Genomic DNA, 19,748 nt, shown 5'->3' on the forward strand with positions numbered 1-19,748 from the left:
ACGAAGGAGGAGAACCGACATGGCGTTCATGCCGCCGCCGTCGTTCGCCATGGATGCCACCGCGGGATCCGGGGGGCCGAGCACGTTCCTGCCCGAGATCGTCACCGGGTCGCCCGAGGCGATCATGGCCCACGTCTCCCAGATGCTCCAGCAGGCGAGCACCTTCCTGCAGTTGATCGAGCAGTTCGAGCAGGCCGGCAAGCAGCTCGAGGAGTCGTGGTCGGGCAAGGCGTCGGAGTCCGCGGCCCAGAAGATCACGAACACGCTGTCCGCCTTCACGTCGATCGTCGACACCATCCAGCAGGGCGCGCAGCTGCTGCAGACGTCCTCGACCCTGGTGCAGACGGCCCAGACGGCCTACCAGAGCGTCGTCGCGTCGGTGAACCCCACGGTCGCCTCGCTCATGTCCAACCCCTGGACGTACTCCGCGGCGGTCGCGCTCTCGACCTCGACCAGCGCGTCGCTGCGCGGGTTCATCGAGGCCGTGGGTGGCGTGCTGAAGGCACTCGGAGCAGGTCAGTTGGCGCAGACGGTCACCTCGGTCGCGCAGATCATCGGTCAGATCGAGCAGCTGTTCGGTGGCGGGTCGCAGACCGGTGCGGACGCCGGCAGCGGCTCCACGCCGACGAACTCCACCGTGAGCTCGACTCCGGTCACCGCGCCGCCCACCCCGCAGACCGTTGCATCAGGCAGCGGTCAGCAGGCGGTGGGCGCGGCCGGCGGTACCGGCACCACGGCCACCGGCTACGACACCGCGGCCCAGCAGAGCACCGCCGCCGCCGCGGCCGCCGCCACCCAGCAGAACGCGGCCGCCGCCGCCCAGCAGGACGCGGCCCACCAGGCGGCGCTCACGCACCAGGGCCTGGCGAACGTCGACCCCGGCTTCGGCACCAGCACCGCCGCCGGCACGGCCTCGGGCTCCGTGCCGACCTCCGCAGCGGTCGGGACACCGGCGGTGAACGGGGTGGGCACGACGCCGACCCAGGTCCCGACGGCGGGTGGCGGCGCGAGCGTCGGCGACGTGAGCTACCACCCGGCGACCGCGGGCACGGTGCCACCGCCCGCGACCGTCGGCTCGGTGCCCACGCCCGCCACGGTGGGTGCGGCCGCCGGTGGCGGCGGCGTGCCGTCGATCGACGCGTCGGGCTCCGGCTGGATCGCCACCGACCCGGGTGCGGACTACGCCGGCGCGGGCACCCACCCCACCGGCTCATACGTGGACCCCGGTGTCTACGCGAACGGCGGCGGTGCGGCCTACGGTGCTGACCCGTCCGCGGGCTACGGCCTCGGCCCGACCGCTGCAGCAGGCAACGGTTCCGGTGACGTCTCCATCGACCTCGACAGCAGCGGTCACATCACGTCGATCGACGCGCCGTCCGGTCACGACTACGACATCACCATCTCCACCACGGTCGACGGCGTCACGACCAGTCAGCACGCCACGATCGACGACGGCGCCGTCGACCACTCATGACCGCCGTCGCCACGTCGGGCACCGTCGACTGCTCGGGGCTCGTCGGGGGCATCCTGCAACGGTTCCGTGCGGTCGGGACCCGGATCGCCGAGGAGGTCGAGGGCGATCCGGGAACCGTGCGGGCGGCGTCGCAGAAGCAGCAGCAGCAGAGCCAGGGGCTCTCGCAGCTCTCGCAGCAGGCCCGGCGGCGGAGCACCACCCTGGCCAGCAGCTGGGAGGGCGGCGCCTACGACGCCTACGCCGCCAAGATGGGCCGCACGTGCGACCAGCTCGACCAGACCGCGCAGAAGCTCGCCCTCCAGTCGCAGAAGCTCGAGATGGCCGCGGATGCCCTGGAGTCCGCGACCCAGCAGATGACAGCCGTCCTGGCGGACTTCGACGGCAAGGCGAACCACCTCATCGCCCTGGCCCACACGTCGGCTCCGGGCGCGGTGAACGCTTTCGTGCAGGCGGCCAACACCCTCGGGCACTCGCTGGTCGACGCCGGCGAGAAGGTCCGCGACAACCTCTCGCGCTCGCTGGACGTCATCGCCGGCAACGACCCGACCAAGCCCGAGGGCAACGACCACGGCAGCAAGACCAAGCTGGACTCCAACCTCCAGAAGTGGCTGGGCCAGCAGGACTGGTTCACGAAGTGGTACGCCCGACACGGTGCTGGAACCGATCCCACGAAGCCCCAGTTCGGCGCGCTGGACCACCTGAACACCGACCTGCTCGACGAGCTGATGGGCAAGAAGCCCGATCCCACGACGGCGCTGGGCAAGGCGTGGGAGAAGACGAACGTCACGGCGTGGAAGTGGGACAACGACGGCAAGCCCCTGTGGGAGTGGGGGGTCGGTGACAAGGGCACGCTGCGCACCGATCTGCCCGGCGGCGGCGCGGCCGGCCTGTCGGGAGGCTACTTCGCGGGGCCGCAGGTCACCGCCGACGCCAAGGCGGGGCTCGAGGGCAACCAGGCCTACCTGGAGGCGAACGCCAAGGCCACGGTGCTCGACGCCAAGGGCAACGCCTACGTCACCTACGGCCCGGCGACCGCCCAGGCGGCCGGTGAGGTCTACGTCGGGGCGAACGCCGACGCCAACCTCAAGGTCGGGCTCGACGGCGCGTCGGCGCACGCCGGGGCCTTCGCGGGCGGCAAGGCCGAGGCGTCGGTCGCCGGTGACGTCGGCGGTATCGGGGCCGGTGTCAGCGGTTCGGTCCGCTACGGCGTCGGCGCGGAACTCGACGCCAAGGCGACCTGGGAGCACGGCCACATCCAGATCGGACTGCAGGCGGGCGCGGCCGTGGGACTCGGCGGCAGCATCGGCGGCAGCGTCGGCGTCGACCTGCCGAAGGTCTGGGAGACCTACGAGCACTACGACCCGGTCGGCGCCCAGGCGCTGCGTGACGGCGCGGCCTGGGTGGGGAACACCGCCCACGAAGCGAGCGACGCCGTCGGCAACGCCATCGACTGGTTGGGAGGCCACTGATGTCCGCACCGTCGGTCGACGACCTCTCGGTGCCGCTGGCGTTCACGCTGCCGCCGAGGTGGCAGCAGCTGGACCCGGACACGAACGGCGCCCCGGGCTCGGCGATGCTCGCGCTCTACGAGGACCGCGGCGAGACGTTCACCCCGAGCATCACCATCGGCATCCAACGCCGCACGGACCGCGCCACCCTCCAGCAGATCGCCGAGGAGGCCGTCGCACGGCTCGCGCAGATCGCCGAGTCGGTCGAGGTCATCGACCGGCAGGAGGTCGGCTCGGGCGAGGCTCCGGGCATCACCCAGACGCTGCTGCTCGTCACCTCCTACGGCGGGGTGACCCAGGAGCTGGTGCAGTCGCAGGTGCACATCGAGGTGCCGCTGGTGCCGCCCACCCCGGGTGAGGTGCCGTCCGACCGGTTGGCGATCGAGCTCACCGGCACCAGTGGACGCGACCAGGCCACGACGGTGCTGCGCGACTTCCAGAGCTTCGTCGACAGCGTGCACGTCGAGGTGAGACCGGAGGACGACTCCCGCGCCCGGCACGCCGCGCCGCCGTCGGCGCCGCCGCCCCGGTCGCCGTCAGGAGATGGAGAGCAGGCCCCGTGACCCTCCCGCCCACGCCCGACCTCGACGCGCTGCTGGAGCAGGTGCGCCGGCAGCAGGAGCAGGTCGCCGACGTCCAGCGCAGCGTCGAGGCCCTCGAGATCCGCGGCGCGTCCCGCGGGGACGAGGTCAGCGTCACGTTGCGCGGCACCGGCCAGTTCACCGACGTCACGTTCCACGGCGACACGCTCCGCCGGTACGGCGCCACCGAACTCGGCGACATCGTGCTCGAGGCCGTCAACGACGGCCTGGTCAAGCTCGCCGAGGCGAGCCGCGCGCGGTTCGCGCCGTTCGTCGACCCCGCCGCGGAACAACCCGATCCGTACGGCGAGACCTACTGACGCCCACCGGACGAGCGCGGTCCCCGCGAGCGGCCCGGTAGCGTCCGCCCCATGACGGACCTGAGCTCCCTGACCCAGGCCGGGTGGTTGTCCCGGGAGGACATGGACCTCGCGCGCGAGCGCCTGCCGATCCTGTACGTCGACGCCGTGCCCGTCCGGGTCGACGAGCAGGGCACGGTGACCGAGGTCGGCATGTTGCTGCGGGCCGGCGAGGACGGCGCCATCAAGCGGGCGCTGGTCTCCGGCCGGGTGCTGTACCACGAGCGGGTCCGGGCGGCCCTGCTCCGGCACCTCGAGAAGGACCTCGGCCCGCTCGCGCTGCCGAAGGTCCCGGTCTCGCCGCAGCCGTTCACCATCGCCGAGTACTTCCCGACCCCGGGCGTCACCCCGTTCCACGACCCGCGCCAGCACGCGGTGTCGCTGGCCTACGTGGTCCCGGTCGAGGGTGACTGCGAACCCCAGCAGGACGCCCTCGAACTGACCTGGTTCACGCCGGAGCAGGCGCGGCAGCCGAGCGTGCTCGCCGAGATGGGCAACGGCCAGTCCATGCTGCTGCTGCAGGCTTTCGCGCACCTCGGCGTGTGACGTCGGGAGGGCGTCGGATCCGGCGCGCCTGCGGCCCGCGCGCCCGATAAGTTCCCCTCATGACCACGTCGGCCGCGCCGCCCGGCAACGCGGTGACGGCACCGCCCGAACACGCCGTCAACACCCCGACCCGACGCGTGACGGTGGTGACCCCGACCGCGCGCGTCGACGTCGCGCTGCCGGTCGAGGGGACGCTGGCCGAACTCGTGCCGCAGTTGGTCCGCATGTCGGGCGCCGCCCCGACCGTCGGGGCCGCGGTCAACCCGGGCTGGACGCTCGCCCGCCTGGGGGGCGCCCCGCTGGAGCCCGGCCTCACCGTCGCGGGCGCCGGGGTCGACGACGGCGAGATCCTCTACCTGCAACCGCGTGGACGCTCGTCGGCGCCGCTGCTGTTCGACGACGTCGTCGACGCCATCGCCTCGGCCGCGCAGACCCGCCGTGGTGTGTGGGGTCCGGTCACCGCCCGGCGGGTCGCCCTCGTGGTCGCGGTGCTGGCCTTCGTCGGTGCGACGCTGCTCGTCCTGCCGATCACCGCGAGCCCCTGGACCGCCGTCCCGGTCGGCGCGCTCGCCCTCGTGCTGCTGGCGGGCGGACTCGCCGTCTCCCGCGCCTGGGGTGACAGCACGGCGGGTGCGCTGTGCGGCGTCGCGGCCGTGCCGGTCGCGTTCCTCGCCGGGCTGACCGTCCTGCCCGACCGCGCCCTGTTCCCGTTCCAGGCCGGCCCGTTCGCCCTGGCCGGGGCGGGGGTCGCGCTGGCCGCGGTCATCGCCCTGTTCGCGGTCGGCGACCGCGGTCCGCTGTTCGTCGGGATCGCGGTGGCGGGTGCGGGCGCGGCGATCGCCAGCGGCATCACCGCGATCGTCCCGACCGACGCTGTCGACACCGCGGCCGTCGTCATCGCCGTGGCCACGGCGCTCGGCACCCTCTCGCCCATGCTGTCGCTGCGGATCGCCCGGCTGCCGTTGCCGCGCGTGCCGGCCGACGTCGAGACCTTCCGGGCCGACGAGGGCAGCACGTTCGGGCGCGACGTCCTCGACCGCACCACGGCCGCGGAACAGGTCCTGGCTGCGCTGCTCGGCGCGCTCGGTGCGTTGACCGCGGGCGCCGCGATCGTGCTGCTCGTGGGCGGGCCGGACACCTGGGCGTGGGTGCTCGGCGGGGTCGCCGGCCTGGCCTGGTTGCTGCGCTCGCGTTCCTACGTCGGCACCGAACAGCGGATCGCTGCAGTGTGCACCGGTCTCGTCGTGCTGGTGTTCGGCGGCCTGCGCCTGGTCGCGAGCGGCGGCACCCTCGGCATCGCGATCGGTGCGGGTGTCACCGCGCTGGTCGGCGCCGCCCTGGTGGTCTACGCCCACCGGGTGCCGACCCGGGCGCGGTCGCCGTACTGGGGGCGGACGTTCGACGTCGTCGAGTTCATCTGCCTGCTCGCGATCATCCCGCTCGCGGGGCAGGTGTTGGACCTCTACACCGACCTCCGCGCCGCCATCAGTTGAACGGCCGCGCGGCCGTCCCACCGCCCGCCAGTACCGTCGTGGGCGTGAACAGCGCATGAAGATCGTGTACGACAGCTTCGGTGGCCGCTTCTCCGACAGCCCCCGGGCGGTGTTCGAGGCCCTGTACGGAACCACCGGCCGCCACGAACACACCTGGATCGCTGACGACGCCCACCGCGGTGGTTTCCCCGACGGTGTGAACATCGTCGCCGCGGGCGGAGCGGATGCGGTGGCCGCCCTCGAGGACGCCGACCTCGTGATCGCCAACACCCACGTCGAACTCGACTGGGCCAAGAAGCCCGGCGCCCGCTACCTGCAGACCTGGCACGGCACGCCGCTCAAGCGCATCCACCACGACGTCCTGTGGGCGCCGGAGGGTCGGCTCGCGTACCTCGACCTCGACGTGGCGCGCTGGGACCTGTTGCTGTCGCCGAACCACTGGAGCACCCCGGTGCTGCAGAAGGCGTTCGCGTACGACGGCGAGGTCGCCGAGACCGGTTACCCCCGCAACGACGTGCTGGTCGGCGAACGGGGCGAACGGGTGCGCCGGCAGGTCCGCGCCGACCTGGGGATCGCCGACGGCGTGACGGCTGTCCTCTACGCGCCGACGTGGCGCGACCAGGCGACGCTGCTCGACCCCGCGGCCGAGGTGCCGCTCGGGCTCGACGTGGCCGGCGCGGCCGCCGCCCTCGGCGAGGACTACTGCATCCTGCAACGGTTGCACTACTTCAACACATCGCGCCGCCCGGCGGCCACCGGCCCGAACGTGCACGACGTCAGCTTCCACCCCGACATCGCCGAGCTCTACCTCGCCGCCGACGTCATGATCACCGACTACTCCTCGACGATGTTCGACTTCGCCGTCACCGGCAAGCCGATCGTGTTCCACGCCTGGGACCTCGCCGAGTACGGCGGCACCACCCGCGGTTTCTACCTCGATCTCGAGGAGGTCGCGCCCGGCCCGGTACTCGCGACGCAGGACGAGGTGGTGGACGCGCTGCGTCATCTGGACGTCGTCGCCGAACGGCACCGCGACGCGTACGCCCGCTTCCAGCAGACGTTCTGCCACCTCGAGGACGGCCACGCCACCGAGCGGGTCCTCGACCTGCTGGAGCTGCGATGAGCGCCACGTCGCCCACCGTCGTGATCCTCGCGGCGGGACTGGGCACCCGGCTGGGGCGGCGCCACCCGAAACCGTTGACGCGGTTGCACGACGGCCGGTCGATCCTCCAGCAGCAGCTCGACCACGTCCGCTCCGACCTGCGCAAGCGCACGCGCGTCGTCATCGTGGTGGGCTACAAGAAGGAACTCATCATGGAGGCGGCCGCGGCCGACGCCACGTTCGTCTACAACGACCTGTTCGACGAGACCAACACCAGCAAGAGCCTGCTGCGGGCGTTGCGGATGGCCCCGCCCGGCGGGGTGCTCTGGATGAACGGTGACGTGGTGTTCACCCCGGGCCTGTTGCAGTTCCTGCGCGGCGAGGTCGCGCACGGCTCGTTCGTCGCCGTGAACACCGCCCGGGTCGCCGACGAGGAGGTCAAGTACACCCTCGACGCCGGCGGCCACATCGCCGAGCTCTCCAAGAGTGTGGTCGGCGGCCTCGGCGAGGCCATCGGCATCAACTACGTCACCGGGGCGGACCGCAAGGTGTTGGCGCGGCGGCTCCACGAGGTCGACGCGCAGGACTACTTCGAGAAGGGCATCGAGAACGCGATCACGAAGGACGGCCTCAAGATCCGGGCCGTCGACGTGTCGCAGTTCGGCGTCGTCGAGGTCGACTTCGACGACGACCTGACGCGCGCCAACCTGCTCGACTGACGCGCGTCGCGGGCGGGGAGCCGGTCGAACCTCAGAGCGCGAGCGGCAGGGTGCAGCGCACGCCGCGGGCCTGCTCTCCGACCACGGGGACCAACCCGGCGTCGAGGCGGCCGACGGCGGTGTCGAGCGCGGAACGCACGTCGGTCCGGCCGGTCTCGACCGGAACCCCCACGCGCACCAGCACTTCCTCCTCCACCGCGCCGTAGAGGTCGCGCCGCAGCGTCGTCGACACGCACGTGAACGCGGCGCCGGGCGCGTGGGCGCGCAGCAGGCCGAGATGGTCCTCGATGCCGCCCGCCCGCGCGGGACGCAACGTCACCTGGTGGATCGCGCCCGCCGACCACGCCCGCCAGCCTTCGTGCGCCGGAGGTGCGGCCTCGGCGCCGGTGAGGACCAGCGGGTCGAGGCCGACAGCGACGCCGAGTTCGCCGCGGAGTTCGCGGACGCCGAGCGGCGCGGCGGGGACGCCCGCCTCGGTGAGGTCGCGGGCGAGGCCGAGCGCCGCCATCGCGGTCGCGCGGATCGCCCCGGGCAGGCCACCACCGCGGGCGTTCGCCGCGGCGGGTGCGGCCGCGGGCAGGTAACGGACGGCGAGCCAGTGCACGCGCAGCACGCTGTCGCGGGCCGGGCCGGGTACCGACCAGACCACGACCTGCGCGGCGGCGAGGGGGATGTCGGCCCGTTCGAAGGTGCTGCGCAGCCCGCGCAGCAGCCGGCTGGGTTCGGGGTCGACGCCGGCGGCGACGCGGACCACCCCGGACACCGAGTCGGTGCCGTCGTCGCCCAGCACCACCACGCCGGCGCGGTTGCCGGCCCGGTCGACGTGGGCCCGGACGGCGAGCCCGGACAGGCCCAGGCCGAGCAGGGCGGGGTCGAGGGCGTCGAGGGTGCTCTCGTCGCCGGCCCCGGAGGCCCGGCGCTCGGTCCGCCCCCGACGCATCGCGCGCCACCGGAACGTCACGGCCCGCGCCGCCCACTGGTCCAGGCTGCGACCGCGGCGGCGGATCCAGGTGGCCAGGACGGCGACGAGCGCGAGCGCACCGACGGTGACCTGCAGGGGCCGGACCGGCTGCAGCGGCCAGAGGGTGGCGAGCACGGCGACGGCCGCGATCTCCAGGACCGCCAACCGCACGAGCCAGCGCCGGTGGGTGCGCGGCTTCGGGGTCGCCGCACGGCCGCGGCGGCTCCTGGGGACGTCGGGGTCGCGGCGTCGCCGCCCGGCGCCCGTGCGCACCACCCGCGAGGTCGCGGTGCCCTCGACGGTCCGGACGTCGCCGCCCCGGTCCGTGGAGGTGGTGGTCACCTGTCGTGCCTCCGGGTCGGGTCGTGTCACGTGGGCGGGTCGGTGCGAGCGATGTCGGGCAACACATCCGGCGACGACCGGCGGTGTCGTCTAAGTTCTGGACCAGGCCAGATTCTGGCACCGCGGACGTCAGGCCGCCCGGCGGGCTGCGAGCAGATCGGGGAGCAGGGCAGGTGTGGACCCAGCGCGACCAGATCCAGGCCTACCAGTTCCTCCGGCGTCGGATGGTCTCCGCGCTCACCCTCGGTGACGCGAACGCGCCGACCTCGCCGAGTCGTCGCACCGTGCTCGCCACCGTGCTCGGAGTCGTCGCGACGGTCCTGCTGCTCGCGGGGTTCGGCATCTTCGCGGTGATCAGGCCGGGCGCGCCGTCGGACTGGCGGCAGGGCGGCACGGTGATCGTCGAGAAGGAGACCGGCGCCCGCTTCGTCATCGGCGCCGACGGCAAGGCCCACCCGGTCCTGAACTACACGTCGGCGCGACTGCTCGCGGGCGGCGACGGTTCCAAGACGGTCTCGGTCGCGGCGAAGACGCTCGCGACCGTCGGCCGCGGCCTGCCGCTCGGCATCCCCGACGCCCCGGACTCACTGCCGGTGTCGTCGTCGTTGTTCACCGGACCGTGGTCGGTGTGTTCGCGGGTCACCCCCGGCGCACCGGCCAGCGCCGTGCCGACCACGGTGGCGGTCCTCGGGCCGCTCGCCGCCGGCCCGGTGCTGCTGCCCGCCACCGACGCCCTCGTCGTCCGTGACCCCGGTGGCGGCCGCTACCTGGTCACAGGTGGCACCCGCTACGCGCTGGGTGACGACGCCGCCGTCGCGCTCGGCCTCGGCACCGCGCAGGACGTCCCGGTCTCGACGGCCTTCGTGAGCGCCGTGCCGGTCGGCCGGAAACTCGCCGTCATCCCGGTGTCGGGTGCGGGCTCGCCCGGACCGCGGGTCGGGACGGCCGCGACCCTCGTCGGGCAGGTGCTCAAGACCGACAACGTCGGTGCGGGCGCACGTTTCTTCGTCGTGCGGTCCGACGGTCTCGCGCCCGCGACCGAGTTGGAGGCGGCGCTGGTCCTCGGCGCCCCACAGAACCGGGTGGCCTACGGCGCGGGCACGCCGCAGCCGCTCGACGTCGCCTCGGCCGACGCCCTCGGCGCCCCGCAGTCGAGGCAGAAGCTGCCCGAGCCGCCGTCGGCGGACGGGAGCAACAGTGCGTCGGCCTACCCCGCCGTGGTGCCGACCGTCCGGCCGTTGACCGACGACCTCACGGCCGGGTTCGTGGTGTGCGCGAGCAGTCCGGGCCAGGGGGCGACCGCGATCATCGCCGGCCCGACCCTGCCTCTGACCGCGGGCGCGCTGCCGGTCAGCACCCCGCCGTCGAAGGACCCCCGGATCGCGGACGCGGTCTTCGTCGCACCCGGTCGCGGTCTGCTGGTCGCCGCGGCCGCGGCGTCGGGCTCCCCGCAGGGCACGACCTACCTCGTCACCGACCAGGGGGTGAAGTACCCGATCGGATCGAAGGAATCGCTGTCGGCGCTCGGGTACGGCTCGGTCCGCGCGGCCGGTGTGGCGTCGTCGTTGTTGGCGCTGCTTCCCACGGGTCCCGCGCTGTCGCAAGCCGCGGCCGAGGTGGTGGCCGCCGGGTCGACCGCCGCCGTGCCCACCACGACCGCGTCGGACCAGCCGTCGTCGACGCCGTCGGGTGCTCCGTCGGGGTCACCCTCACCGGCGGGGAGCTGACCGTGGGTGCCACGGTGACCCTGCAGCGGCTCACGGCCGACGACTGGCGCGTCTACCGCGAGGTCCGGTTCGCCGCGCTCACCGACGCCCCGAGGATGTTCGGCTCGGACCTGGCGCGCGAGCAGGCGTTCGACCCGGCGGCCTGGCGGCAGCGGGCGGCCGGGACGACCGTTGCCTACGCCAACGATCAGCTCGTCGGTGTCGTCGGCTGGCACTGGGTCGACGAACCCCGGACCGCCGACCTGGTCGCGATGTGGGTGTCGCCCGCCGGTCGCGGCCTCGGGGTGGGTGCCGCCCTGGTCCGTGACGTGGTCGACCAGGTCGTCACGACGCGTGGTGCCGATCTCGAACTCGGGGTGCTGGTCGACAACGACGTCGCCACCGCGCTGTACGTGCGTGAGGGCTTCGTCGACATCGGCCGCGAGGTCGGGATCCGCAGCGGGGACCTGCTGCGGCGGATGCGGTACGCGCCCGGCGGCGCGGGAGAGCAGGCAACCGCGTGACCAGCAGCAGCACCGGGCCGATCCCCGAGGTGCCGATCCAGGTCGCGGTGGTCGAGGACCACCCGCTGTACCGGGCCGCCGTGGCCAACGTGCTCGCCGAGACCGAGGGTTTCGCACTCGGTGCCGTCGCCGAGTCGGTCGCGCAGTTCGCCGCCCACCAGCAACCGCAGGGCAGCGTCGTCGTGCTCGACCTCAACCTCCCCGGCGTGCACGACGCCGCGGCCGTGCTCGAGGTGAGCGGCATGGGTCACCGGGTGCTCGTCGTCTCGGCGCAGGCCGGGCAGGAGCAGGTGCTCGGGGCCATCGCCGCCGGCGCACGCGGCTACCTCACCAAGGACGCCGGCGGCGACGAGATCGTCCGTGCCATCCGCGAGGTCGCCGCCGGCAACAGTTACGTGAGCCCCACCCTGGCGTCGTTCCTGCTCGGGTCGGCCCGCGACCGCTACGCGGGCCCGAAGCTGGAACTCTCGGCGCGGGAACGGGAGGTGCTGTCGTTGGTGGCCGCCGGTGAGCGCGACCAGGACATCGCCGAGACGCTCATGATCAGCGTCCGGACCGTGCGCTCGCACCTCGACCGGATCCGCGACAAGACCGGTCGCCGGCGCCGCCCCGAGCTCACGCGCCTCGCGATCGAGGAGGGCATCGTCCACGAGCGGCGCGACTGATCTCGCCGTTGCCCGTTGGCGCACGCTCGCCGGCCGCGCCTTCCGCCACTCCGGTGTGGTTGCCCAGACTCGGTCGACGACGTCGGGCCGACCGGGGGAGGCGGAGTGCCGGATCACCGCACTGCGCTCGCCGCGGCGCTGGCCTCGGCCTTCGCGCGTCGGCTCGACCCCGGGGCCGTCGCCCCGGACGTCAGCCGGGTCGCCGACGCCGTCGCGGCGCTCGGGGTCACCGGCGACGGGCCGGGCCTGGTCGAGGCTCTGGAGCGCCGGGTCGCGGTCGACGTCACCGACGTCCGGCTCACCCCGCTCCCGCCGGTGCTGTTCCCGCCGATCCTGATCCGGCCGGAGGTCGCGGTCGTCCGTGAGGCCGACCTGCTCGTGCTGCGGGTGTCGTGGCGGGGCGCGTCGGTGGACGCCCACGTGGTGCGGCCCGACGCCGACGCCGGCGCGACGGCCGCGTTGATCGTCGAACTGCCGTCACAACACCTGATGGAGCAGGCGTTCCCGGTCATCGGCCCGGCGCCCTCGGCGCCGGTTCTGGTCCGGGCCGCGCCGCCGTCACGGCTCGCGTTCTCGCTGCCCGCCGGTGAGAGCGTCGCCTTGACCGCGTCCGGGGTCCTCGCCGCGATGCGCCGGCTGCCGCCGCGCGTCGTGCTGCAGGCGCGCCCGCGGGCCGAGCGGTGGCTGCCACCGTGGGTCGTCGGTGGTCTCGTGGACGTGCTCGAACCGGCCGGTCTGGTCGGCCTGGACGTCACCGAGATCGCGGCCCGTCACCTCACGGTGCGGCGCACCCTCGCGAGCCTCGGCGGGATCGCTGCGCTCGCCGCCGATCCGGGGGTGACGGCGGACCTCGACCGGCTGGTGCAGAGGGCCCCGGGGCTGGTGACGGTGCGCGACGACCGACCGCCGCTGCGAGGGCTGCGCCCTGTCGACCCGGACCGGGGGATCGGGGCGTTCCTCGAGACCCTCAGGCAGACCCCGACCGAACCGCCGGCTGACACGACCGCGCTGGAGCTGCCGACCCGGTTGGTGCTCTCGCCGAGTGAACGTGGTGGCTGGGCGCACGCGGACCTGCCCGTCTCGGGCGCGGACGGCACGGTCGAGCTCTGGCACACCCGGCTCGGGACCCGGCTGGTCGCCGACGACGGCACGGTGACGATCGACGAGGACAACGGCGCGCAGCGCATCGTGCGGGCGGTGTGGACGCGTGACGTCCCGTCCGGAACCCCGTTCCCGGACCCGATGCCGCCGGCCGGTGCGGAGTGGTCGGCCGTGCCGTCGGCGAAGAACCCCTTCCCGACCTCGACGACGGCGGACCAACGGGTCCAGATCGTCGCCAACAGCCTGCGCGACGCGAAGGGGCGCCCCGCCCGCCCGGTCGACGCCGACGCGCTGTCACTGACGCCGCTCGGGGCGTGGACCGACCTGCACGCGACCTGGCAGCCGGACACCGGTTCGCTGGTCGGCTGGGACCACCGGATGGCCGGTGGTCGTGACGACTTCGTGCGCGTCGTCGAGCGCTACTACGGCGCCCCGTGCGGGTTCCGCACGCTGTGGATCACCGAGACCTGGCGGGAGGTCGTCACCACCGGCGGGATGCGCGGTCCGGCCGCGGTGTTGCGGCAACGGGAGTACGCCGAGTTCCAGGAGACGGTGCGGCGCTTCAGCGGTGGGGTCACCCGCGAGAACCCGTACGTCGAGGTGCGGGTACTGGTCACCCGAGGCCCGGACATGGCGCCGCGCTCGTCGGTCCGCAGCTTCGTGCCGACCCTCGGGAACGGTCAGCCCTGGGCCGTGCCGTGCGTCGGGATCGATGCCGACGGCAACGAACACCCGCTGCCCATGCCGATGCTCTTCGTCCGGGTCGACGACGACCGGTCTCCCGCCTCGGCGCCCTATCCGGACCTGCCCGAGATCCTCGCGCCGTACGGGGTCAACCCGGTCGGCACCGGGTTCGACCTGCTCGACCCCGCCGACGAACGGTTGGACGTCGACACCGCGGGCCGGCGCATCGCCTACGCCCCCCGCAGCGCCGCGGGCGACATGGCACACGACACCGACGCCCAACGCTTCGCGGCCCGCCTGCGGGTCCGTGACTGCGACCCGGTGCTGGTGCGGGCCCGGCTCGTGCCGCCGGCGCTCGCGGCGCTGACCGGCAAGCGCGAGCCGATGACGGTGACGTACCACCCGGCCTACCGCAGCGGGGGATTCGGCCCCGGCGAGGTCGTGCTCGCGCTCACCGGTTCGTCCACCGACCCGCCGGCCGGGTTGCCTCGTCCGCACGTCGAACTGCCCGCCGGGACGCAGTCGAGTGGCGGGCTCGCCGCGCCGTCCTTCGACATCGGTGGCCTCTCCCGGTCGCTCGGCGTCGTCGGGAACCCGTCGGTGCCCGCGGACCCGGCGGCGCTGCTGTCCGGCGCCCTCCTGTTCGGGGTGGTGCCCCTGTCGGACCTGCTGCCGGTCGGCGACCTGTTCGCCCTGCCCAAGCTCGTGCAGCAGGTCCTCGACGCCCTCGGGGCCGTCGGCCACGACCTGCACCGCCTGGTCGACCTCGGCGTCCCGGAAGCTGGCCCCGCGCTCGACGCCCTGGCCGCTGCATCGGCCGAAACCCTCGACGCCACAGACGCTTTCTCCGCCGTGCAAGTGGCTCTGAGCGCCGCGCGGAGCCGCGCGGACTCGACGACGCCCGGTCTCGCGTCGTTGCTCCGCCGCCTCGCCGACGGCATCGCGACCGTCCTGCCCGCGGCGTCCGCGCTCGCCGACCTTCTGGCCTTGCTGCAGGCGGGCACCCTGCCCGACCCGTCCCACCTGCGCCTGCACCTCACCCACGCGACGCCGCTCGGGTGGTGGCCGCCGTCGGGACCGGAGAGCGACGCCGTCGTGTCCGGCGGGCGACTGCTGCTGTCGGTCGACGTCCGCGGCGACGGGAACGGCGCGCCGAGCACGGAGATCGTCGCCGAGATCCAGGGCATGCAGCTCACGCTCGTCCCGACCGCCCCGCTGGTGCGGATCCCGCTGGACCGCATGTTCGTCCGCATGCGTGCCGGGTCCAAGCCCGAGGTCGACGTCGTGGTCGGCAAGCCCGTCTGGCTCGGGGTCCTCGAGTGGGTCAACGACCTCCTCGAGCTCATCCCCGCCGACGGGTTCGCCGACCCGCCCTACGTCGAGGTCGACACCACCGGCGCGCGGGCGGGGTTCTCACTCGCTCTGCCTGACGTCGCCATGGGCATGTTCTGCCTCACGAACCTGGCGATCGCCGCCGAGGCCCGGGTGCCGTGGATCGGTGACGGCCCGAGCCTGTGGTTCGCGTTCTGCCGCCGCGACCGGCCGTTCACCCTCGCGGTCTCGCTGCTCGGCGGTGGCGGCTACTTCGGGTTGGAGATCGGCCTGACCGGGGTGAAGACCCTCGAGGCGTCGTTCGAGCTCGGCGCCGTGCTCGCGTTGGACTTCGGCGTGGCGTCCGGCTCGGTGTCGGTGATGGCCGGCGTCTACTTCAAGCTCGCGGGCAGCGACGGCACGATCCTGGGCTACCTGCGCATCCGCGGCGAGGTCGACGTCCTCGGGCTGATCAGCGCGTCGATCACGCTCGCCATGGAACTGGGCTACGACTCCGGCAAGGTCGTCGGCCGCGCCAGCATCACCGTCGAGGTGTCCATCGCGTTCTTCAGCACCAGCGTGAGCATCTCGTGCGAGAAGAAGTTCGCGGGCTCGTCGGGAGATCCGACCTTCGCCGAGCTCATGGGGCCGGCCGAGGGGCCGTGGGCCGAGTACTGCGCGGCGTTCGCGCCGAGGGGGGCGTGATGGACGAGGCCGTCGTCGTCACCGTGCTGCCGTGGGACACCGCCGACGGCATCGCCGCGGCCGGGCTGTACGTGTCGCCCCGGCTGACGCCCGACGTCGAACCCGGTGCGCTCGCGGACTTCCCCACGTTCGCGCGGTGGCCCGCCCTGGTGCGGGCACTGGAGTCGGTGACGTTGCTCGTCGACGGCCGCGAGGTCGTCGCCCGGGTCGTGCCCTCCGACCCCGCTCCCGACGACGGGTGGTTCACCGGCGCGCTCGGCGGGCTCCCGGTCCGCACCCGGCCGGTGCCGACGCTGGCCGGCACCCCCGTGCGGTCCTACGACTACCTCGCCACCCACGACGCGGTCGCGGCGGTCGAGCGGTCCGCGGCGCGCAGTCGGCAGACGACCTCGCGCTCGCTGCTCACCGGGGTGCGCCGCCAGACCGACGTCGTCGACCGCATCATCGGCAACCCCGAACGCGCCGGGTCGCTGCTCGACCGTCAGGCCGAGCAGGAGGACCGGGCCGGGGTCGTGTCGCCCGCGGTCGTCGGCGCGGACGGTGAGCCCGACACCGCGGCGGTCGGACAGCTGCTGCTGCAGCACACCGCGTGGTTGCAACGCGCCCACGATTCCGCGCCGCCCCCGGTCCGGGAGCCGGAGTTCCACGCCGTGGTCGGGGGTCTCGGTGCGCACCCGGCCCTGTTGCGGGTGTTCGGCCTGGTGGTCGAGGTGCGTTTCGACAGCGGTGAGCTGCGGCGGAACGGCACGATCCGGCTCGCGCGGTTCGACGGCGACGCCGACACGATCCGGCGGGACGGGCCGTCGGTCGGCTACGCCTTCGACGACCCGTGGTTCGAGCCGTGGCGCGACGGCCGCGACGCCACGCACGGGATGGTGCCGCTCGGCGTGGCCGCGCGTGCGGTGGTCCGCGACGTCGACGGCGGCGCGATGCGGTTGACCACCGCGGCCACCTCGGGGCTCTCGCCCGCCTCGGCGTCGGACGGCGGTCCGCCCACGGATGCGGACCGGCAGCCCGACCGGGTGCCCGCCGGCCGTGGCGGCGGGCTCACCGTCGCCGCACCGGGCGGTGGCCGCGCGATGCGGGTGATGCTGCACGAGGGGCAGCAGGCCCACGACCTGACGGAGGCAGGGTCTCCGGATGAAGTCCCCGCGCCGCCCGAGGCGGTCCGGCGCGGGCTCCGGCCGGAGGTGCTCGACCGGAACGACGGTGAGCACTGGCGCTCCCTGGTCGCGCGGCACGTCACGTACCGGCTCGCGGACCCGCCGCTGACCCTCGACGTGCTCGACGAGGGTCACGTGTCGACGTCGTCGGCCGACACCACCACCGACGGTGCGCTCTACACCGACGACGTCCTGTTCGGTTGGGACGGCTGGAGCCTCGCCGTGCCACGCCCCGGTCGCCACGTCCGCGGCGACGGCTCCGACCCCGACGACGCGGCGGACGCCGGTGTACCGCTGCCCGCGGGTCTCCCGGTCGACATCGCCGTGTCGGTCGCGGGTTCCTCCCTGCCGCGGCTGCGCTACGGCACGCCGTACGTGTTCCGCGCGCGGCACGTCGACCTCGCCGGTCACAGCACGACCCGGCCGGACGACGCGCACGCGGGCGCGGAGGTCCTCCACACGCGCAGCGACGTCCTCACCCCTCCCGCTCTGGTCCTGCAGCACGACGTCGTCGAGGGCGAGTCGTTGCAGCGCTTGGTGGTGCGCTCGGGCGTCGACTACGCGGACGGGGTCGCCACGCCCGACGTGACCACCTGGCCGGGTGACACCCGGCCCACGAGCGACCGCCACCTCGCGCCCCCGCACGGCACCGTCGTCGAGGCCGAACGCCACGGCCGGTTCGACGCCGCGCTCGACGTCGGGGGCGTCGAGGTCGCGCGGGCCTACGCGGTGGCCCGCAAGGAGGAGGGCACGTTCGTCGCGGCGCAGGTGTGGGACGTCGGCGACCCCGACGCGCCCGTGCTCGTCCCGGCCGACGGCCTGAGGTTGGTCCCGACCGCGGGCAGCGGGCTCACCGCGGCCGACGCGGCCGCGGCGCTCGCCGACCTGCAGGTGCACCGCGGCCGCGGTGCCCAGCCCGGGTACCTCGTCGTGCACGAGACCGACCACCCCCGCACGCCGTACCTGCCGGACTCCCTCGCCGAAGCCGCGGTCGTCAGCTGGCGTCTCCCGCGCCCGCTCGGCGGTGAGCCCCACGCGCCGCTGGAGGTGCGGCGGCTGCCCTGGTCGGGGAATTGGCCGGAACTGGGCGCGTGGCGCCTGTCGCTCGCCCGCGGCACCGGGGCGCCGGCCGACGGTCCCGTGGTCACCCCCGACGTCGGCGCGCGCGTGCTGCGCGTCGAACTGCCGCCGGGCCGGCGGTTGCCGGTCGAGGTCAGCAGTGCGACGTCGGAGCGCGGCGCCCAGCTGTTCACGCTGGTGCAGGAGGTCGGCGGGGCCCTCGCCGCGGACACCGCCGCGGGCACCGATCCCACGCTCACGCCGCCCTCTCCGGCCGAACTCGTCCACGCCGTGTCCCGCCCGCTCGCGCGGCCCGTGCTCGACCGGTGGCTGACCGCGCGGCGCGGCCCCGGGGACACCGGGACGGGCCTGTCCGGCCACCTGCTCTACGACGGGCCGAGCACCGCCCGCGTCGACCTCGAGGCCAGCTGGACGGTGACCTCCGACGACCCCGCCACGGACGGCCCGACGACCGCACTCCGGACGGCCGTCGGGTACTCCGAGCAGCACCCGGCGTGGGGCGGGCGCTCGGACCTCACGCCGCACACCGACGACTTCCACCTGGTTCACGAGGACGGCTCGGTGACCACGCGGGGGCGTCACGAGATCAGCGACGTGCGCCACCACCTGGTCACCTACACCCCGCGCGCGACCACCGCGTTCCGCGAGTACTTCCCGGCCGAGGTCGCGGCCGACGCCGCCGCGACGTCGGTGACCGGTGACCCGGTGCAGGTGCACGTGCCGGCGTCGGTGCCGCCCGCCCTGCCGGCAGTGCGGCAGGTGCTGCCGACGTTCCGGTGGGTCGACGGCGAGGAGCGCGGGGGCGCGTCACCGGCCGTCGCCGACACCACCTGGGTCCGCAGCCGGGTCGGTGGGCTGCGGGTGTACCTCGAACGGCCGTGGTTCAGCTCCGGCGAGGACGAACTGCTCGCGGTGGTGCTCTCGGGTCTGGACGGCGATCCGGCGCCGACACCCGATGCCGACGTGCTGTTCTCACGGTGGGGACTCGATCCGGTGCGTCGCACCGGCACCGCGCCGACCCCGGAGCTGCGGGCCCGGGATCTCGGCGGCGGGGACCCGGCGGGGCACGGCCGGTGGGTGCTGCCGGCGGTGACCGTGCGCGGGTTCGGGCGCCGGGCGGCCGGGGCGGCCGTCGGGCATCCGGTGCGGTACGACCCGACCCGACGACTGTGGGCCTGCGACATCGAGCCCGACCCGGGCGAGGCGCACTGGCCGTTCCTACGGCTGGCGCTCGCCCGGATGCAGCCCTACGCCGTCCCCGGGTGTGAGTTGTCCGAGGTCGTCGTCCCGCCCATGCTCACGGTCCCGCCTCGGCGGGAGCTGCGGTGGCGGTTCCCCGACCCGTCGCAGGTCGTCGTGTCCCTCACGGGCGTCGTCGACGCGGGCCTGGTCGAGAACGGCGAGCCGGACGACCGGCACGCGGTGAGGGCGTGGGTCGAGCGGGTCGACGCCGAGGTCGACGGCGAACCGGTGTGGCGGCGGGAGGGTTCCGCGGTGCCGCTCGTGCGGGTCGGCGCCGAGATGGTCGGCCGGTGGGTCGGCGTGCTGCCGACGCCCGAGTCGATCCGCTCGAGGCTGCCCGCACGTGATCCGGACAGCGACGTGCGACTCGTGGTCGAGGAGTACGAGCGGGTGCCCGAGGACGTCGTCGGGCTGCGGCAGGAGGACCTGCCGCTGCGGCCGAGGCTGGTCTACCGCGACGCCGTCGCGCTCTGAAGGAGGAT

Annotated in this window: 14 protein-coding genes; 13 read left to right on the plus strand and 1 reads right to left on the minus strand. The window is 74.2% G+C overall.

The genetic code is table 11. From position 1 onward, the window contains the following. The first annotated feature begins 19 nt into the window (after nt 1–19). The 8 genes from ACXR2U_RS13560 to ACXR2U_RS13595 are packed head-to-tail and all read left to right on the plus strand — an operon-like array spanning nt 20 to nt 7,782. Nucleotides 20–1,474, plus strand: coding sequence for a hypothetical protein (locus ACXR2U_RS13560; RefSeq protein WP_458825578.1), 1,455 nt, complete (start codon nt 20–22; stop codon nt 1,472–1,474). Next, complete coding sequence (locus ACXR2U_RS13565) at nt 1,471–2,943, plus strand: WXG100 family type VII secretion target (RefSeq protein WP_458825579.1); 1,473 nt, start codon at nt 1,471–1,473, stop codon at nt 2,941–2,943. The genes ACXR2U_RS13560 and ACXR2U_RS13565 overlap by 4 nt, the downstream gene beginning before the upstream one ends. Beyond that, nucleotides 2,943–3,545 (plus strand): hypothetical protein, encoded by a 603-nt coding sequence (locus ACXR2U_RS13570; RefSeq protein ID WP_458825580.1) that lies wholly within the window; start codon nt 2,943–2,945, stop codon nt 3,543–3,545. Before ACXR2U_RS13565 ends, ACXR2U_RS13570 begins: the two co-directional genes overlap by 1 nt. Further along, a complete protein-coding gene (locus ACXR2U_RS13575; RefSeq protein ID WP_458825581.1) occupies nt 3,542–3,883 on the plus strand; it encodes a YbaB/EbfC family nucleoid-associated protein in 342 nt (113 codons plus the stop codon). Before ACXR2U_RS13570 ends, ACXR2U_RS13575 begins: the two co-directional genes overlap by 4 nt. Nucleotides 3,884–3,934: 51 nt before the next feature. Further along, nucleotides 3,935–4,468, plus strand: coding sequence for an NUDIX hydrolase family protein (locus tag ACXR2U_RS13580; protein WP_458825582.1), 534 nt, complete (start codon nt 3,935–3,937; stop codon nt 4,466–4,468). 59 nt (nt 4,469–4,527) lie between these two features. Next, nucleotides 4,528–5,961 carry a type VII secretion integral membrane protein EccD gene (gene eccD, locus ACXR2U_RS13585; protein WP_458825583.1) on the plus strand — a complete coding sequence of 478 codons (1,434 nt, stop codon included), beginning with the start codon at nt 4,528–4,530 and terminating at the stop codon, nt 5,959–5,961. 55 nt (nt 5,962–6,016) lie between these two features. Next, the gene (locus ACXR2U_RS13590) at nt 6,017–7,084 is read left to right on the plus strand and encodes a CDP-glycerol glycerophosphotransferase family protein (RefSeq protein ID WP_458825584.1); all 1,068 of its coding nucleotides are present in this window, start codon (nt 6,017–6,019) and stop codon (nt 7,082–7,084) included. Then, nucleotides 7,081–7,782: a phosphocholine cytidylyltransferase family protein gene (locus ACXR2U_RS13595; protein WP_458825585.1), complete on the plus strand. Its 702-nt coding sequence runs from the start codon at nt 7,081–7,083 to the stop codon at nt 7,780–7,782. Before ACXR2U_RS13590 ends, ACXR2U_RS13595 begins: the two co-directional genes overlap by 4 nt. A 31-nt stretch (nt 7,783–7,813) precedes the next feature. Here the strand turns inward: ACXR2U_RS13595 and ACXR2U_RS13600 are convergent, their stop codons facing one another. Next, nucleotides 7,814–9,085: a type VII secretion protein EccE gene (locus tag ACXR2U_RS13600; protein WP_458825586.1), complete on the minus strand. Its 1,272-nt coding sequence runs from the start codon at nt 9,083–9,085 to the stop codon at nt 7,814–7,816. A 173-nt stretch (nt 9,086–9,258) separates the two neighbouring features. On the opposite strand from ACXR2U_RS13600, the gene eccB reads away from it, so the two are divergent. The 5 genes from eccB (at nt 9,259) to ACXR2U_RS13625 (ending at nt 19,740) form a co-directional block, all read left to right on the plus strand. Further along, nucleotides 9,259–10,812 (plus strand): type VII secretion protein EccB, encoded by a 1,554-nt coding sequence (gene eccB, locus ACXR2U_RS13605; RefSeq protein ID WP_458825587.1) that lies wholly within the window; start codon nt 9,259–9,261, stop codon nt 10,810–10,812. A gap of 2 nt (nt 10,813–10,814) precedes the next feature. Beyond that, the gene (locus ACXR2U_RS13610) at nt 10,815–11,315 is read left to right on the plus strand and encodes a GNAT family N-acetyltransferase (protein ID WP_458825588.1); all 501 of its coding nucleotides are present in this window, start codon (nt 10,815–10,817) and stop codon (nt 11,313–11,315) included. After that, nucleotides 11,312–11,980: a response regulator gene (locus ACXR2U_RS13615; RefSeq protein WP_458825589.1), complete on the plus strand. Its 669-nt coding sequence runs from the start codon at nt 11,312–11,314 to the stop codon at nt 11,978–11,980. The genes ACXR2U_RS13610 and ACXR2U_RS13615 overlap by 4 nt, the downstream gene beginning before the upstream one ends. Nucleotides 11,981–12,085: 105 nt before the next feature. After that, the gene (locus ACXR2U_RS13620; RefSeq protein WP_458825590.1) at nt 12,086–15,781 is read left to right on the plus strand and encodes a hypothetical protein; all 3,696 of its coding nucleotides are present in this window, start codon (nt 12,086–12,088) and stop codon (nt 15,779–15,781) included. Continuing rightward, nucleotides 15,781–19,740 (plus strand): hypothetical protein, encoded by a 3,960-nt coding sequence (locus tag ACXR2U_RS13625; protein WP_458825591.1) that lies wholly within the window; start codon nt 15,781–15,783, stop codon nt 19,738–19,740. Before ACXR2U_RS13620 ends, ACXR2U_RS13625 begins: the two co-directional genes overlap by 1 nt. Nucleotides 19,741–19,748: the final 8 nt, after the last annotated feature.

Source organism: Jatrophihabitans sp. YIM 134969 (assembly GCF_054456675.1).

What these genes read in the sequence shown, in the direction of transcription:
- ACXR2U_RS13590 (WP_458825584.1), top strand. Translation starts at nt 6,017, where the DNA reads ATGAAGATCGTGTACGACAGCTTCGGTGGCCGCTTCTCCGACAGCCCC.
- ACXR2U_RS13570 (WP_458825580.1), top strand. Translation starts at nt 2,943, where the DNA reads ATGTCCGCACCGTCGGTCGACGACCTCTCGGTGCCGCTGGCGTTCACG.
- ACXR2U_RS13625 (WP_458825591.1), top strand. Translation starts at nt 15,781, where the DNA reads ATGGACGAGGCCGTCGTCGTCACCGTGCTGCCGTGGGACACCGCCGAC.
- ACXR2U_RS13580 (WP_458825582.1), top strand. Translation starts at nt 3,935, where the DNA reads ATGACGGACCTGAGCTCCCTGACCCAGGCCGGGTGGTTGTCCCGGGAG.
- ACXR2U_RS13595 (WP_458825585.1), top strand. Translation starts at nt 7,081, where the DNA reads ATGAGCGCCACGTCGCCCACCGTCGTGATCCTCGCGGCGGGACTGGGC.
- ACXR2U_RS13560 (WP_458825578.1), top strand. Translation starts at nt 20, where the DNA reads ATGGCGTTCATGCCGCCGCCGTCGTTCGCCATGGATGCCACCGCGGGA.
- ACXR2U_RS13565 (WP_458825579.1), top strand. Translation starts at nt 1,471, where the DNA reads ATGACCGCCGTCGCCACGTCGGGCACCGTCGACTGCTCGGGGCTCGTC.
- eccD (WP_458825583.1), top strand. Translation starts at nt 4,528, where the DNA reads ATGACCACGTCGGCCGCGCCGCCCGGCAACGCGGTGACGGCACCGCCC.